Annotated in this window: 12 protein-coding genes and 1 pseudogene; 5 read left to right on the top strand and 8 right to left on the bottom strand. The window is 62.1% G+C overall.

Features of this window, described 5'->3' with window-relative positions; translation table 11 throughout:
- Nucleotides 1-2: 2 nt before the first annotated feature.
- Nucleotides 3-854: a flagellar motor stator protein MotA gene (motA, locus tag R1A29_RS02085; protein WP_085711149.1), complete on the bottom strand. Its 852-nt coding sequence runs from the start codon at nucleotides 852-854 to the stop codon at nucleotides 3-5.
- Between the two features lie 166 nt (nucleotides 855-1,020).
- On the opposite strand from motA, the gene R1A29_RS02080 reads away from it, so the two are divergent.
- The 3 genes from R1A29_RS02080 to asd are packed head-to-tail and all read left to right on the top strand — an operon-like array spanning nucleotide 1,021 to nucleotide 4,293.
- Complete coding sequence (locus tag R1A29_RS02080; RefSeq protein WP_438300521.1) at nucleotides 1,021-2,559, top strand: HDOD domain-containing protein; 1,539 nt, start codon at nucleotides 1,021-1,023, stop codon at nucleotides 2,557-2,559.
- A 39-nt stretch (nucleotides 2,560-2,598) separates the two neighbouring features.
- Entirely contained in the window at nucleotides 2,599-3,414 is an 816-nt protein-coding gene (locus R1A29_RS02075) for a rhodanese-like domain-containing protein (RefSeq protein WP_438300520.1), read from the top strand.
- 18 nt (nucleotides 3,415-3,432) lie between these two features.
- Nucleotides 3,433-4,293 (top strand): archaetidylserine decarboxylase, encoded by an 861-nt coding sequence (gene asd / locus R1A29_RS02070; RefSeq protein ID WP_169428593.1) that lies wholly within the window; start codon nucleotides 3,433-3,435, stop codon nucleotides 4,291-4,293.
- Nucleotides 4,294-4,353: 60 nt separating this feature from the next.
- Here asd and R1A29_RS02065 read toward each other — a convergent pair whose 3' ends face one another.
- Nucleotides 4,354-4,755 (bottom strand): lectin OAA family protein, encoded by a 402-nt coding sequence (locus tag R1A29_RS02065; RefSeq protein ID WP_085732653.1) that lies wholly within the window; start codon nucleotides 4,753-4,755, stop codon nucleotides 4,354-4,356.
- A 222-nt stretch (nucleotides 4,756-4,977) separates the two neighbouring features.
- Between R1A29_RS02065 and R1A29_RS02060 the strand changes: the two are divergent.
- A pseudogene (locus tag R1A29_RS02060) lies at nucleotides 4,978-6,726 on the top strand (molecular chaperone); the annotation flags it as partial.
- A gap of 45 nt (nucleotides 6,727-6,771) precedes the next feature.
- Here the strand turns inward: R1A29_RS02060 and serB are convergent.
- Nucleotides 6,772-7,986 (bottom strand): phosphoserine phosphatase SerB, encoded by a 1,215-nt coding sequence (gene serB, locus R1A29_RS02055; protein WP_007952163.1) that lies wholly within the window; start codon nucleotides 7,984-7,986, stop codon nucleotides 6,772-6,774.
- A 134-nt stretch (nucleotides 7,987-8,120) separates the two neighbouring features.
- Between serB and R1A29_RS02050 the strand changes: the two genes are divergently transcribed.
- Nucleotides 8,121-9,632: an AhpA/YtjB family protein gene (locus tag R1A29_RS02050; RefSeq protein ID WP_085711144.1), complete on the top strand. Its 1,512-nt coding sequence runs from the start codon at nucleotides 8,121-8,123 to the stop codon at nucleotides 9,630-9,632.
- Between the two features lie 340 nt (nucleotides 9,633-9,972).
- On the opposite strand, the gene R1A29_RS02045 is transcribed toward R1A29_RS02050, so the two are convergent.
- From R1A29_RS02045 to parE, 5 genes are all read right to left on the bottom strand, one after another.
- Entirely contained in the window at nucleotides 9,973-10,683 is a 711-nt protein-coding gene (locus R1A29_RS02045) for a PqiC family protein (protein ID WP_438300519.1), read from the bottom strand.
- A gap of 231 nt (nucleotides 10,684-10,914) precedes the next feature.
- Nucleotides 10,915-13,179: a DNA topoisomerase IV subunit A gene (gene parC / locus R1A29_RS02040; RefSeq protein ID WP_085732649.1), complete on the bottom strand. Its 2,265-nt coding sequence runs from the start codon at nucleotides 13,177-13,179 to the stop codon at nucleotides 10,915-10,917.
- Nucleotides 13,180-13,186: 7 nt separating this feature from the next.
- Nucleotides 13,187-13,711 carry a retropepsin-like aspartic protease family protein gene (locus R1A29_RS02035; protein WP_134825277.1) on the bottom strand — a complete coding sequence of 175 codons (525 nt, stop codon included), beginning with the start codon at nucleotides 13,709-13,711 and terminating at the stop codon, nucleotides 13,187-13,189.
- The gene (locus R1A29_RS02030; RefSeq protein ID WP_438300518.1) at nucleotides 13,708-14,697 is read right to left on the bottom strand and encodes an esterase-like activity of phytase family protein; all 990 of its coding nucleotides are present in this window, start codon (nucleotides 14,695-14,697) and stop codon (nucleotides 13,708-13,710) included. The genes R1A29_RS02035 and R1A29_RS02030 overlap by 4 nt, the downstream gene beginning before the upstream one ends.
- Nucleotides 14,697-16,604 carry a DNA topoisomerase IV subunit B gene (parE, locus tag R1A29_RS02025; protein WP_114881197.1) on the bottom strand — a complete coding sequence of 636 codons (1,908 nt, stop codon included), beginning with the start codon at nucleotides 16,602-16,604 and terminating at the stop codon, nucleotides 14,697-14,699. Before parE ends, R1A29_RS02030 begins: the two co-directional genes overlap by 1 nt.
- Nucleotides 16,605-16,609: the final 5 nt, after the last annotated feature.

Genomic DNA, 16,609 nt, shown 5'->3' with positions numbered 1-16,609 from the left:
ACTTAGCGACCGCGAACCGCTTGTTCCAGCTCGGCGAAGCTAGGACGGTGAGCCGGGTACAGAACCTTGCGCCCGAATTCCACGGCCAGCGACGGCGGCATGCCGGAAGCCGAAGCCACCAGCGAGGCCTTGATGGCTTCGTAGACGTTGAGTTCTTCCTTGGCATCGTGGGCCAGGGAATGCGCCAGCGGGCCAAAGAAGCCGTAGGCCGCCAGAATACCGAAGAAGGTACCGACCAGTGCCGCACCTACGTGCAGACCGATGGACTTCTGGTCGCCATCGCCCAGGGACGCCATGGTCACCACGATACCCAGTACCGCCGCGACGATACCGAAACCGGGCATGCCATCGGCAATACCGTTGACCGCGTGGGAAGGATGCTCCAGTTCTTCCTTGAGGCTGTAAAGCTCCATGTCGAACAGGCCTTCGAGTTCGTGCGGCGCCATGTTGCCGGAAGACATGATGCGCAGGTAATCGCAGATGAACGCGGTCATGCGTTCGTCTTTCAGCACCGCCGGGTACTTGGCGAAGATCGGGCTCGCAGCGGCATCTTCGATGTCGCCTTCGATGGCCATCATGCCTTCACGACGGCTCTTGTTGAGGATTTCGTAGATCAGGCCAAGCACTTCCAGATAGAACGTGTGGCTGAAACGCGAGCTGAACATGCCCAGGGATTTCTTGAGCACGTGCATGGTCATGTAGCCGGGGTTGGCCTGGAGGAATGCTCCGAGTGCCGCACCGCCGATGATCATCACCTCGAAGGGCTGGATCAGGGCGGCAATCTTGCCGTGGGAGAGCACGTATCCGCCGAGCACGCTCGCGAATACGACGATGATGCCGATAATTTTAGCCATAGGTAGAAAGTACTTACTTAAGTCGGGTTCAAGGTCATATTCGGAAGTTAAAAAATCTCTTCTTCTACTTATCGGCAAAACTGCGCCAGACTATAGCCAGTTCAGGCGAAAAGCCAATTTAGCCCGTGCCGGGCGCGTCTACAGCAGATCAAGATCCCGTCCAGACATGGCTAATGAAACGAACGTCCCACACGCAAGACCGACCACTCTCGATGGCTGGGTGAAGCTGCTCGACGGCGTGCGCCTGCCGGTGCCGCAAGAGGCCCACGACAAGGTCTGCCGGGCGATCCGCGACAATCGCAGCTCGCTGCGCGACATCGCCGACCTGATGCAGGACAGCCCGGCGCTGGCCCTGAGCATCATCCGCGAAGCCAACCGCCATACCCAGGGCAGCCTGACCGCACCGGCGGAAAACCTCGAGGTGGCGATCAATCGCCTTGGCCTGGCCCGCACCGAAGAACTGCTGGCACGCCTGCCCGCCGAGCCGCAGGCGCAAATTCCCCAGGCCCTGCGCCAGATACAGATGATCAGTCAGCACGCCACGCAGCAGGCCAACGGTTTTTTTGCCAGTCGCCTGGCGCGGCTGTGGCAGGACATTCACTGGGGCAGCCTGTTGTTTCTGTCGCCGTTGTGGCCGTTGGCGCTGACCTTTCCCAAACTGCTCGAAGAGTGGGAAGTACGAGTCATCCACAAGGGCGAATCGGCCCGCGACGTGGAAAAACAATTGTTCGGCGTGCGTCTGCTGAAGATCGGTGCGGCACTGGTGGAAGCCTGGCGCCTGCCGATCTGGGTGCAGCAGGGTTACCGCCTGTTACTTACCGAACAACGCGAACTGATCAAGGTTCTGCGCATCGCACGCGACGTTGATCATCCGTTGCGCCAACAGAACCGCCTCGATGACGACCCGACCCTGCGCAACTGGCTCAATCAGCCGGCCAATACCGTGCTGCTGGCCAATGGTCTGGCGCTGTCGGCGCAACAGGCCTGGGACAGTCCGCACAGCGAGCGCTGGCAGTACCTGACCAGCCTCTATCTGCAAATCCCGATGGAAGAAGTGCAGCAACAGCTGCACCAGCAGGCCGCCAACAGTGCGCGCCGGCATTCGATGCCGGATCTGTGGCACCCGGCGGTTTCGCTGCTGTGGCCATGGGACAACCGTCGTTTGCCGGCCGGCATGCTGCCCGCCGCCACGCCGAGTACCGAAGACCTGGCCAAATGGCGCCGGCAATGCGCTGAGCTGCTGGCGGAGCCAAGCCGTTTCACCAACGCCATGCACCTGACCATTGCCGCCCGTGACGCGCTGGTGGCCAGCGGCATGCGCCGGGTGATGATCCTGATGGCCGACCGCACCCAGTCCAGTCTGCGGGTGCATCAGATTTCCGGTCTGCCGAAGGAAGCCGCTGCACTCAACTTCGTCGTCAGCCAAAGCACCGTACTGCAACGCTTGCTCGCGCAGCAGGCACAGGTGCGGATCACTCCGGAGAACAACGCCCAGTTTTCCGCCCTGCTGCCGCCGTCCCTGCGTACGCTGTTCCGTGGCGAACATCTGTTTCTGCGCTCGCTGGTCCATAACGGCCGGGTGATCATGATCGTGGTCGCCGACCAGGGTGGCGGCCCGTTCGCCGACATCACCGTGCAAGCCTTCGGCAAAACCGCGCAGTGCATCGAGAAAGCCCTGCACAGCTTTAGCCAGCGCGGCCAATGACAGCTACAATCCTTCCCCTTTGTGCTCTGGAGACCTCACATGTCTGACTTCTCTGGCCTGGCGCTGGTGATCGAGCCGAGCGATCTGCTCCCGCGCCTCGACGCCCGCAATCTGATTCTGGTGGATCTGACCAGCGCCGCCCGCTATGCCGAGGGTCATATTCCCGGCGCACGCTTCGTCGATCCGAAGCGCACCCAGCTGGGCCAGGCACCGGCTCCGGGCCTGCTGCCGACAAAAGAAAAACTCGAGGAACTGTTCGGCGAGCTGGGCCACAACAAAGACGCGGTCTACGTGGTCTATGACGACGAAGGCGGCGGCTGGGCCGGACGCTTCATCTGGCTGCTCGACGTGATCGGTCACGACCAGTACCACTACCTCGACGGCGGTCTGCCGGCGTGGCTGGCGGAAGGTTCGCCAATGTCGATCCAGGTTCCTCCAGCGGTCGGCGGCCCGGTGGCCCTGACCCTGCACGACGAACCGACCGCCACCCGCGAATACCTGCAAAGCCGACTCGGTGCCGCCGACCTGGCGATCTGGGATGCTCGCGGTCCATTGGAATATTCCGGCGAGAAAGTGCTGGCAGCCAAAGGTGGACACATCCCCGGCGCAGTCAATTTTGAATGGACGGCCGGCATGGATCAGACGCGTCAGCTGCGCATCCGTACCGACATGCCGCAGATTCTCGAAAACCTCGGGATCACCAGGGACAAAGAAATCATCACTCACTGCCAGACCCACCACCGGTCCGGTTTCACTTATCTGGTGGCCAAGGCTCTCGGTTATCCGCGAGTCAAGGGCTACGCCGGTTCCTGGGGCGAATGGGGCAACCACCCCGACACCCCCGTCGAGCTTTAAGGATTTTTAAGGACAGTCATGAAAGAGCGTTTGTTTATCATCAGCCAGTACCTGCTGCCTCACCATTTGCTGTCGCGCCTGGCCGGCTGCATCGCCGAGTGCCGCGTGCGCTGGTTCAAGAATGCCTTCACCACCTGGTTCGCCAAGCGTTATCAGGTGGACATGTCGCAAGCGCTGGTTGAAGACGTCACCGCTTACGAGCACTTCAACGCCTTCTTCACCCGTGCGCTGAAAGACGGCGCACGTCCGCTGGACCCGACACCAGGCGCGATCCTCAGCCCGGCCGACGGCGCGATCAGCCAGCTCGGTCCGATCGAGCACGGCCGCATCTTCCAGGCCAAGGGCCACAGCTTCAGCGTGCTGGAACTGCTGGGCGGCGATGCAGCCAATGCTGCGCCGTTCATGGGCGGCGAGTTCGCCACCGTTTACCTGTCGCCGAAGGATTACCACCGCGTACACATGCCGCTGGCCGGCACCCTGCGCGAAATGGTCTACATCCCGGGCCGGATCTTCTCGGTCAACCAGACCACCGCGGAAAACGTCCCTGAGCTGTTCGCCCGCAACGAACGTGTAGCGTGCATTTTCGACACCGAGCGCGGGCCGATGGCCGTAGTGCTGGTGGGCGCGATGATCGTGGCTTCGATCGAAACCGTGTGGGCCGGGCTGGTGACGCCGCCCAAGCGTGAGCTGAAAACCTTCCGCTACGACGAAGCCGCCCGTGCGCCGATCCACCTGGAAAAAGGTGCGGAACTGGGTCGCTTCAAGCTGGGTTCGACCGCGATCGTGCTGTTCGGGCCGGATCAAGTGAAATGGGTTGAAGAACTGAAAGCCGGCTCGCCGGTACAGATGGGTCAGGCCCTGGCTCTGTCGAACGCCTGAACCTGCTGATCCGCCCCTGCGCACGTCTGCGAAGGGGCGGACACGACCTGAACGGCGCCGTTACTCTATTTGCCCACGGAAGCCGATCGGCCCTTCGTTGGCGTAGGTATTGGTGCCGCTGAGGTTTTTCCCGCCGTCACTCGACGTGACATTCAACGCGATAACGTTCTGGTTATCCCGACCGCCGATCACCCATTTGCCACCCGGGTGCCATGGGGCATCGTTGCCACCCCACTGGTTCTCGACGTTGTACTGGTTCTGACCAGTGCGCTGAGCCTTGAAACCAATAGGACCTTCGCCGGCGTAGGTCATGGTGCCGGTGAAACTTTTGCCGCCGTCGCCGGACTTGATGTCGATGGCGACGACTTTCTGGTTGTCCCGCGCGCCCAGAACCCAGGTTCCACCCGGATGCCAAGGTGCCGAACTACCGCCCCATTGGTTTGCCACTGCGTATTTAGACATGAACCTCATCTCCTTGAAGTTTTTCAGAGACCTGCCCGACGTTGGCGGCAAGCCGTGCAACCGTGCGTTTCCGATCGCACGCCAGAGAGCCTAGTAGCGCCTGCCGAAATGGCACCAAGCCAGCAGACCAACGGTAAAAAAGCCCGACAAACGCCTGCGAAACGGACCACAACTGCTAGAGTTTTTGGCATTGCCCTATTCGCCGCCGGAGCTGGTCACGGCATGAGTGAGCCTCGATTCCAACCATCACTGAGCGCACCGACGCCGACGCAGTTGCGCCTGTCCTTCTGTGAAGCGACCCCGCGCGATCTCAAGCGCTGGATCGCCGGCCTGCCGAAAGCCAACATCGGCGAAACCGCGCGCCAGCTCTATCAGGGCCTCGGCGAACTCAATCAATTGCTGACGCCCAGCGACAACCGCCTGCACCTGCTGGAGCTGCTGCGACCCGAGGTGTACTTCGTCTGCCAGCACCTTGAGCGGCACTTTCTGCATCAGGCGATCATGCTCGACGAGCGCTCGCGCAAGATCAGCAACCTGTGCCAGGCCCTGCAAAGTCATCTGGCCATCGGTTACAAGCAAATCGTTCTGCGCATCGCCCCCAAATACTCGAAAGACCGGGCCGCCCTGCTGAGCGAGGCGCTGCAACGCGCCGTTCATGCACTGAAAGGGCAACTGGTGCGCGCCACGCAGTTGTACAGCCCGGCGCCGGAGCAGCTGTGGTTTGAGCTGCACCAGTTGTTTCGCTGTGCCTGCGACTTGCAGTTGCAACACCGTCGGGTCCGTGACGATCTGGCCAGCCTGGCCGGTGAATTGAGCGTCGAACAGACCTATATCGCCGCTCTGCTGCTGGGCAGCGCCCGCTGCAATCAGCTGCGGCAGAATCCGATCGCCCAACTCGCACAAGTGCTTGAACCCTGGAGCGCCTGGCTGAAACTGCATCCCGGTGCCTCGGGCGAAGGGCTGTTCGCGATTTCTGCGGAGATCGACGCCGGTCCGCGCTATCGCAGCAAATTTCGCAGCGAACAACAGTCGGGGCTGCTCGGCTTCGATCCGCAACCGCTTGTGAATGCCATCGAGGCCCACCTGCTGCATCAGGACACGTCGACACCGCTGCCGGTGCCGGCCGGCCTGACCCTCGACACCCTGCAACATCTGCACGCCACCTGGGGCGAGGCCGCCGAACGCAGCTTTCAGCGCACTGTTGGCCAGGGCAACCTGACCGTGTGCGTCGGCATGAGCGCCCTGCACTTCTATCTCGGCGGTGAACGCACATTCAGCGAATTGCTCAAGCACCCGGGTTCACGCGCCGCAAACTTCAGCCGCGCAGTGGTCCAAGGCGAAAAGGACAGCTGGAGCCAGGCCTTCGACGCTGCTCCACAGAGCAAGGCCGACGAATTCCTGCCCTACGAGGAAATCCGCTACGAACCACTGGCCGATGACGAAGGCGACGCCGACAGCCCGCCGCATTACCCGACTTATGCCTTGCCGGTCATCAATCACAGTCCGGGCGGTTACTGCCTGGCGTGGCCAAAAGAAGTGCCTGCCGAATTGCAGACCGGGGAAATGGTCGGCATCCAGGACACCACGAATCAGGGCTGGAGCATTGCCGTGGTGCGCTGGATCCGTCAGGTGCGCGGTGCCGGGACACAAATGGGCATCGAACTGGTGGCGCCACACGCCCAGCCCTGCGGCCTGCAACTGGTGCGCACCCGGGACGATCACAGCCATTACCTGCGAGGTTTACTGTTGCCGGAAATCAGCGCCATCGACTTGCCCGCGACGCTATTGGCGCCGCGACTGCCGTTTCAGGAAGGCAACAAAGTGCTGATCAACACCCAGGGCGAAGAGCACCGCGCCGGGCTGGATCGGCGGGTGGCGAGCACACACAGTTTCAATCAGTTTGCCTATCGCTCGCTGGAAGCCGCGCAGAATGGCGGGAGCGAGGAGGATTTCGATTCGTTGTGGAAGTCCTTTGAACAAGGATCGCAGCACAAGGCTGCGATCCTGAACGAGGGTTCAGAGCTGCCCGTCGCGGTCCCGGAAGCCCAGCAGATAAAGCACGCCATCCAGACCGAGAGTCGAGATCGCCTGCTTCGCCGACTGTTTGACCAGCGGTTTGGCGCGGAACGCCACGCCCAGACCGGCAATCGCCAGCATTGGCAAATCGTTGGCGCCGTCGCCCACAGCAATGGTCTGCTCCAGACGCAAACCTTCTTTTTCAGCCAGTTGCTTCAGCAGATCGGCCTTGCGCTGGGCATCGACGATCGGCTCGATCGCAACGCCAGTGCACTTGCCATCGACCACTTCCAGTTCGTTGGCGAATACGTAGTCGATGCCGAGCTTGGCCTGCAGTTGCTTGGCGAAGTAAGTGAAGCCGCCGGACAGGATGGCGGTCTTGTAGCCCAGACGCTTGAGTTCGGCGAACAGGGTTTCGGCGCCTTCGGTCAGGCGCAGAGAGGCGCCGATCGAATCCAGCACGCTGACGTCCAGGCCCTTGAGCAATGCCAGGCGTTCCTTGAAGCTGGCGCGGAAATCCAGCTCGCCGGCCATCGCCCGCTCGGTGATTTCCGAAACCTGGTCGCCGACGCCGGCTGCTTTGGCCAGTTCGTCGATGACTTCGGCTTCGATCAGGGTCGAGTCCATGTCGAACACCGCCAGGCGACGGTTGCGACGAAACAGCGAGTCTTCCTGAAAGGCGATGTCGACATTCAGTTCCTGGGCCACGCTGAGGAATTCAGCGCGCAGGGCCTGCGGATCGGCCGCTTCGCCTCGTACGGAGAACTCGATGCAGCCCTTGCCCTTGTCGGCCGGCGTGTCCAGCGGCATGCGACCCGACAGACGGTCGATATGGTCGATGTTCAGGCCATATTTGGCGGTGATCGAGCTCACGGCCTGCAACTGGCCGGCGGTGACCTTGCGGGTCAGCAGGGTGACGATGTGGCGTTTCTTGCCCTGATTGCCCACCCATTGCTGGTAATCCTCTTCGGATACCGGGGTGAAACGCACCTGCTGGTCGAGCTCGTAGCCCTTGAACAGGATGTCCTTGAGCACCGACTTGCCTTGCTCGGAGTCGGGAATTTCCACGAGGATGCCGAACGACAGCATGTCGTGGATCACCGCCTGACCGATGTCGAGGATATTCACACCACCCTGGGCCAGAACACCGGTAATGGCCGCCGTCAGACCCGGACGGTCGACTCCCGTGATGTTAATCAGGACGATTTCGCGCAACGCGCACCCCCGCAACTGGAAAAAAACCGCATTCTACCCACTTTCAGTGACCATCGGGCACCGCCAGCGCTTTGCCGGTCTAGGGCCTGTCGCTATACTGCGCGTCAACTTCACGGACAAAAGAGCCGAGCTCAGTGAACCGGCCCACGCCAGTTAAAACCGATAACTTCTTCCTGCTGATCTTCCGTGCACTGCGCCACCGCCGTGTACCGATTGCATTGCGCATTGCCAGCCATAACGTGATCCTGGTCGCTCTGGCCCTGGTGATCTATGCCTGCGTGATGGGTTTGCAGTTCAAGCAGGCCATGCACGAGCAGGCCGATGCGCTGGGCGAAAGCCTGACCACGCAGACCGCCACCTCCGCGACCGAGCTGCTGGTGTCCAACGACATCCTTAGCCTCAACGTGCTGCTCAACAACCTGACCAAGAACAAGCTGGTGGCCCACGCCGCCATCTACAGCGTGGACAACCGCATCCTCGCCGAGTCCGGTCAGCGCCCCAAGCACAGCCTGCTGGGCGAAGCCGAGGGCATGTACGAGAGCAAGATCACCTTCCAGGACGTGACTGCCGGGCAACTGCGCATCAGCCTGGACATGGACCAGTTCCAGCAGCCGATGACCATCAGCCTGCAAAGCATGGGCATTCTGAGTGCGATCCTGCTGGCACTGTCGCTGGCCCTGAGCCTGCGTCTTGGTCGTCACATCTCCACGCCGCTGCTGCAACTGCGGGTATGGCTGCGCCGGATCGACGAATACACGCCGGGGACCGAGCGTCAGGACGAGATCGGTGATCTTGCCCGTCAACTGCACGCCAACTTTGCTCCGGAGCCAGCCCCTAAGCCTGAGCCGGAACCCGAATTCGAGGACGATGACGTCGAGCCGGAATTCGAAGTGCGCAACCTGCGTGATCCGAGCTTTGACGAAACCCGCCCGATGGCCGCGCAGAAGCCTGCGCCACGCCATGTGGTCAGTACCGTTGAGGACGACGATGACGAAGATCCGTTTGCCGATCTGCGTGACGAGTCGCTGAACGAACCTGCGCAACCTGCCGTTCGCCAGCCAACCCCGAGCGTACCGCAACATACCGCAGTGCTGGCCGTGCAACTGGGCTCGCAAGAGCAATTGCGCCGTTTGCCACGGGCACGCCTGGAAGAATTGCAGGAGCGCTATCGCGACTGTCTGGAACAGGCCGCTTCACTGTATCAGGGCGAAATTGAAACCCTGAACGACGGCAGCACGCTGATGCTGTTCCACACCGAGGACAGCGGCGACGATTACCTGACCAACGCCATCTGTTGCGGCGAACTGCTGCGGGCGCTGGGCCATCAGTTGCAGATCGAAGTCGCCGACAGCGGCATCACCCTGCAACTGCAGTTGGGTCTGACTCTCGGTGATGAGCTGTTCGGCCTGAGCCAGATCGACCTGCTGCTGACCGACTCCGCCCAGGATGCCCTGGCGCTGTCGCAACACAGCCGCAACCTGCTGCTGGTGGAGCGCAAGATCGGTGACGACGCACTGATTCGCCAGCGTGCGCGGATCCGGCCGATTGCCAGCCCTGAGGGGGCGTGCTGCGTGGAGCGCTTGATGGAGCCTTATCCGTCGATGCTTGAGCGGCAACTGGCGCGGATGCATGAGCGCCGGGCCTGAGGCCTTGATGTGAAGAAGCCCGCAGATGAGTGATTGTCTGCGGGCTTTTTTGTGTGTGGCGTTTTCGTGATTTCCCTAGCCCTGAAGAGCCCCCTCACCCTAGCCCTCTCCCCGAGGGAGAGGGAACCGATCCGTGAATATTGAAGAGCTGCAGCGACTTGAACGCCCAGCTTTGAATCCATAATCGCCAAGATCTTTCAGGTCGATGTATGACGCCAGACACCTCGGTCGGCTCCCTCTCCCTCCGGGAGAGGGCTGGGGTGAGGGTAGCTTTTGATCTTCCAATCCCAGACACAACAAAGCCCGCACTAGGCGGGCTCTGTCCTGACTCGTTCCCGCCTCAGAAGCGGAACACTTCCATATCCGTACGAATCGGCGAAGCCATCGGGATCTTCGGCTGCTTCTCGGCTTCCGCCGCCGGCGCGGCCGGTTTTGGTGCCGGTTTGCGCGGTGCTTCGGCAACCGGTGGCTGGTTGGCCAGCGGCTTCAGTGCGACCGACAGCTGCTCGGCCAGGCGCTGCAACAGGATGCCTTGCGCCTGAACCTGCGAAGCCGTGCCGCCACTGTGCAGTTCTTGCAGGTGAACGATGCGGTTGTCACGCACCTGGCCACGACGGTCGATCAAGCGCCACTGCGCGTCGAGAATCGCCGGTTGCTTGGCACCGGAGTCCAGGCGGGTGATGGTCAACAACACCTGCACATCAGGAGTAAAACCTGCTGTGGCCGGTGCCAGCACTACGCGCTGACTGTCCAGACGACCAGCGACCTGACGCAGCAGCAACTGATCGATATCCGACGAAAGGCTGCCGGCCCAGCGGCCATCGACCGCAGCCTGCAGGCTGCCGTCCGGCTGACGCTGCAACAGGGTTTCACGTTGCAGGTAATCGGCAACGGTCACAGGGCCCAGCAAAACTGCCATGCCCGCGCTTTGCGCAGGCTGAGCCGGACTTCCGCTGTCCAGCTGATACAGCGACACCGGCTGGTGGACGCTGCAACCCGCCAGGCCAAGAACGCCGGCGAGCAGGAAAATAAGGGGGCGCAGAGAAGTCATCATCCCGTCCAGGTGGCCGCCACAAGGCTGACCACAGTGAAAATACTCAAAAAATATGAAGAACGCTCGGCCACGCCGGCGCTTGGAAAGGCCATATCATCCGTGAATATGCGTTCCGACTCCAGCGCCAAAGCGCCGATCTACGGGTTAAATCGAAGATCGGGCGCTCTAGAGAGGCGTTCTCACTCATTTTCTCCGTCGGAGAAATCAGTGCGAATGCCCCCTGGCCGCTTAATTGAGGTTTTCGACGAGCAGCGCGTCCACTCGCTGGAAGCCCCGTGGCAGTTTATTGCCACGACGACCACGCTCACCCTTGTAGTGTTCGAGGTCATCGGCTTTCAGCGACAGGGTACGTTTTCCGGCCTGCAGCACCAGCGTGGCGCCTTCCGGCAGAACGGCGATGTCCGTGACATATTCTTCGCGACTGGCCACACGTTCACCGGAAATACCGATGATCTTGTTGCCTTTGCCCTTCCCTAATTGTGGCAGATCGCTGATTTTGAAGATCAGCAGGCGACCCTCGGTCGTGACCGAGGCCAGCCAGTTCTGCTCGCGGTCGGCCACCGGACGCGGCGCGATCACCTTGGCGTTGTTCGGCAGGCTCAACAGGGCCTTGCCGGCCTTGTTCTTGGCTTGCAGGTCTTCGCCTTTCACCACGAAACCGTAGCCGGCGTCAGAGGCGATCACGTACAGCGCGTCGTCCTCCGGCATCAGCACGCATTCGAACGTGGCGCCGGGCGGTGGCGTCAGACGTCCGGTCAGCGGCTCGCCCTGGCCCCGTGCAGAAGGCAAGGTGTGGGCGGCCACCGAGTAACTGCGGCCCGTGGAGTCGATGACCACGGCAGACTGGTTGGAACGCCCCGCCGCCGAGGTCTTGAAGCCGTCGCCGGCCTTGTACGACAGGCCGGTGGCGTCGATCTCGTGGCCCTTGGCCGAACGAATCCAGCCTTTTTCCGACAGCACTACAGTCACTTTCTCGTTCGGCAGCAGATCGTGCTCGGTCAGTGCCTTGGCTTCAGCGCGTTCGACGATTGGCGACCGACGGTCATCGCCGTAGGTTTCGGCGTCTTTCAACAGCTCGCTGCGAACCAGCTTCTTCAGCTTGGCTTCACTGCTGAGCAGCGCTTGCAGCTTGGCTTGTTCCTTGAGCAGTTCGTCCTGTTCGTCGCGCAGCTTCATCTCTTCCAGTCGCGCCAACTGACGCAGACGGGTATCGAGGATGTAATCGGCCTGGATCTCGCTGAGGGCGAAGCGCTCGATCAGCTTGGCTTTCGGCTGATCCTCGGTGCGGATGATGTGAATGACTTCATCCAGGTTGAGGTAAGCGATCAGCAAACCGTCCAACAGATGCAGGCGACGCTCGACCTTGTCGAGACGGAATTGCAGGCGGCGACGCACGGTCAGCACGCGGAATTCCAGCCACTCCACCAGCAGCGCCCGGAGGTTTTTCAGCTGCGGCTTGCCGTCCAGACCGATGATGTTGACGTTGACCCGGTAGGTCGACTCCAGCTCGGTGCTGGCGAACAGGTGCTGCATCAGCGCTTCGTGATCGACGCGGCTGTTGACCGGGATGATCACGATGCGGCACGGATTTTCGTGGTCGGACTCGTCACGCAGGTCAGCGATCTGTGGCGCTTTCGACGGCTTGGCCTGCATCAGTGCGGCGATCTGCTCCAGCACCTTGGCCCCGGAGACCTGGTGCGGCAGCGCGGTGACGATGATGTCGCCGTCCTCGACGTGATACACGGCGCGCATGCGCACCGAGCCCTTGCCGGTTTCGTACATTTTCAGCAGGTCGGCGCGCGGGGTGATGATTTCCGCTTCGGTCGGATAGTCCGGGCCCTGAATGTGTTCGCAGAGCTGTTCGACCGTGGCTTTCGGCTCATCGAGCAGGCGCACGCAGGCGGTGGCGACTTCCCGCAGGTTGTGCGGCGGCACGTCGGTGGCCATGCCCACGGCGATACCGGTGGTGCCGTTGAGCAGGATGTTCGGCAAACGTGCCGGCAACACCAGCGGTTCCTGCAAAGTGCCGTCGAAGTTCGGGCCCCAGTCTGCGGTGCCCTGGCCCAGTTCGCTGAGCAGTACTTCGGAATAACGCGACAGCCGCGCTTCGGTGTAACGCATGGCGGCGAAGGATTTCGGATCGTCCGGCGCACCCCAGTTACCCTGGCCGTCCACCAGCGTGTAGCGATAGCTGAACGGCTGGGCCATCAGCACCATCGCTTCGTAGCACGCCGAGTCGCCGTGGGGGTGGAACTTGCCGAGCACGTCGCCGACGGTACGCGCCGACTTCTTGTGCTTGGAATCGGCGTCCAGCCCCAGCTCGCTCATGGCGTAGACGATACGCCGCTGTACCGGTTTCAGACCGTCGCCGATATGCGGCAGGGCACGGTCCATGATCACGTACATTGAGTAGTTGAGGTAGGCATTTTCGGTGAAGTCAGCCAGCGACCGGCGTTCTACACCGTCCAGGCTGAGATCAAGGGAGTCGCTCATGCGGGCCTCATCGGTTCGTTGTCTGGCGCAGCAGCATGGTGCCACCGCGCTGGGTAAATTCAAGTTTGTTCAGGGCGCTCATGCCGAGCAGCACCTGATCGCCATGCAGGCCGGGCGCCACCAGTGCGCGGACATCCCGCAGCACGATGTCACCCAGTTGCAGGCGGTCGATACGGGTGCGATAGCCCTGGCTCAGGCCGTTGGCCGTGCTCAGGGTCACACCGAAACCTTCTTCCAGCCGCAGGTCTTTCGCGACCTCGGCCGGGATTGCCACGTCGGTCGCGCCGGTGTCGAGCATGAACTCCACCGGCCGGCCGTTGATCAGTCCGCTGGCGACGAAATGTCCCTGGGCGTTACCCGCCAGTTTCACTTCGATCACGCCGCCCACCTGCTCCGAACTGACCACCACGTTGGGATTGCGCTGGCGCTCTTCCCACTGGCCGAAAAAACGCGTGGCCAGAAACAGCGCCGCGCACCAGGCCAGAATCATCAACACCCGACCGGCGCGTTTGCCAGGCGGTTGCTGACTCATGGCTTGGCACTCCAGCCACCTTCAGGTGCGGCGAAACGCCAGACGATCGGGCGGACTTCGCCATCGGCGCGAGGGCCGAAGTTGTTGTCGACGCCGATCCAGGCACCGTCCGCATCAATCACCAACGCCTCTTCGAGCCCGAAGTTCTGGGCGTAGCGACGGTTGCCCTGCAACAGTTCGTCGGCATACGACCAGCAGCGTTCGACCTTGGCCGTCTGCGGATCGCGGCGGCAGATCTGATAGGCGTTGCGCTCAAGGGTGAACAGCTTGCCGTTGAACAATGACAGGTCGGAAAAGTCCCTGTTGACCGGTCTGGCTTTTGGAAACTGCAGCGGCTGCATTTCCATGCCGCCCTCGCTGAGCAATACGCAGCGACCGTCACAATCCCACACCGTCTGCTGGCGCTTGATCAGCAACAAGCCACGATTTTGCCGTTCAGCGGCCAGCCACATCTGATCCCCTGCCGGGTTGATCGCCAGGCCTTCGAAGATCGCGTTGAATTGCAGCAGCATGCCGCTGGCCCGCGCCTCGCGAACCATCATCGGCGAGATTTTCAGCCACGATGAAGGCCCCTGTGGCGGCACTTGTAATACGGCGGCGTGGCCTTCGCTGACAATGTAGCGATTGCCCGCGCTGTCGCAGGTGATCCCTTCGAAATCCAGATCGCCGCCCCGGACGAACGATGCCGCCCAGGTCCGCGACTTGATGCCCCACGGCAAGCCGCTGTCGGGCACCGGCGGGGGATCGATGCGCACGGCCGTGGCCTGCCAGACCGGATCGCGGGTATCGAGACGATAGATCTGATCATCGTCGCGGTCCGAGACCGTCCACAGCTCGTTGCCGCACATTGCCAGCCCCGAGAGGTTGCCGCCGCGCATGCCTTCGACCGGATGTTCGGAGAGCACGCGCAGTTCCTGCACGGGCTCGGCCGACACCGTCATCGAGCCCAGCAGCAACGCACCCGCCAGGGCCCAGCCGAAGCGCATCAGGCCAGGACCTCGGCCAGGTTGCCCTTGGATTCGAGCCAGGACTTGCGGTCGCCGGCGCGCTTCTTCGCCAGCAGCATGTCCATCATTTCCGAGGTCTGGGCGAAGTCTTCGCCGAGGGTCAACTGCACCAGGCGTCGGGTGTTCGGGTCCATGGTGGTTTCACGCAGCTGCGGCGGGTTCATTTCACCCAGGCCTTTGAATCGGGTGACCTGCGGTTTGCCACGTTTCTTCTCGGCCACCAGACGGTCGAGGATCCCGTCGCGCTCGGCTTCGTCGAGGGCGTAGTAGATCTCTTTGCCCAAATCGATGCGATACAGCGGCGGCATCGCCACGTAGACGTGACCGGCATCCACCAGCGGGCGGAAATGCTGGACGAACAGGGCGCAGAGCAAAGTGGCGATGTGCAGACCATCGGAGTCGGCGTCGGCGAGGATGCAGATCTTGCCGTAGCGCAGCTGGCTCATGTCCTCGGCGCCCGGATCAACACCGATGGCGACCGCAATGTTGTGCACTTCCTGGCTGGCCAGCACTTCGCTGCCGTCGACTTCCCAAGTGTTGAGGATCTTGCCGCGCAACGGCAGGATCGCCTGGAACTCTTTGTCCCGCGCCTGCTTGGCCGAACCGCCGGCGGAATCACCTTCCACCAGGAACAGCTCGGAACGCATCGGGTCCTGCCCGGCGCAGTCCGCCAGTTTGCCCGGCAACGCCGGCCCCTGGGTGATGCGCTTGCGCTCGACTTTCTTGCTCGCTTTCAGGCGGCGGCCAGCGTTGCTGATCGCCAGCTCCGCCAGCGCCAGACCGGTTTCCGGGTTGGCGTTGAGCCACAGACTGAACGCGTCCTTGACCACACCGGAGACAAACGCTGCCGCTTCACGAGACGACAGACGCTCCTTGGTCTGGCCGGAGAATTGCGGCTCCTGCATCTTCATCGACAGCACGAAGGCGATGCGTTCCCAGACGTCTTCCGGCGCCAGCTTCACGCCGCGCGGCAGCAGGCTGCGGAATTCGCAGAACTCGCGCATCGCATCGAGCAGGCCCTGACGCAGACCGTTGACGTGGGTGCCGCCCTGCTCCGTCGGGATCAGGTTGACGTAGCTTTCGGTGACCGAGGTGCCGCCTTCCGGCAGCCACAGCAGCGCCCATTCGACCGCCTCTTTGGTCCCGGCCAGGTTGCCGCAGAACGGCGCGTCCGGCAGGCGTTCGAATTCGCTGACCGCGTCTACCAGATAGGAGCGCAGGCCATCTTCGTAATGCCACTCGACCTTTTCGCCGGTGCCTTTGTCTTCGAAGCTGATCAGCAGCCCCGGGCACAAAACGGCCTTGGCCTTGAGCACGTGCTTGAGGCGGCTGATGGAGAATTTCGGCGAATCGAAGTATTTCGGGTCCGGCGCAAAGAACACGCTGGTCCCGGTATTGCGCTTGCCGACGGTGCCGATCACTTGCAGATCGGTGGCCTTGAAGCCGTCGGCGAAGGTCATTTCGTATTCGTTGCCGTCACGCTTGACCCGTACCCGCACCTGGGTCGACAAGGCGTTGACCACGGAAATACCCACCCCGTGCAGACCGCCGGAGAACTGGTAGTTCTTGTTGGAAAACTTGCCGCCCGCATGGAGCTTGGTGAGGATCAGCTCAACGCCCGACACACCCTCTTCCGGGTGGATGTCGACGGGCATGCCACGGCCGTCGTCGCAGACTTCCAGCGAGTGGTCGGCGTGGAGGATGACCTGGATCGATTTGGCGTGGCCGGCCAGGGCTTCGTCGACGCTGTTGTCGATGACTTCCTGGGCGAGGTGGTTCGGCCGACTGGTGTCGGTGTACATGCCGGGGCGTTTGCGCACCGGGTCGAGGCCCGAGAGGACTTCGATGGCGTCGGCGTTATAGGAGCTAGCGCTGGGAGTGGCCATAAGGT

The organism is Pseudomonas sp. NMS19W (genome assembly GCF_051554255.1).
Lineage (GTDB): Bacteria > Pseudomonadota > Gammaproteobacteria > Pseudomonadales > Pseudomonadaceae > Aquipseudomonas > Aquipseudomonas kribbensis.
Note: the sequence above shows the minus strand (reverse complement) of the source record. Positions and strands in the feature narration are given on the sequence as shown.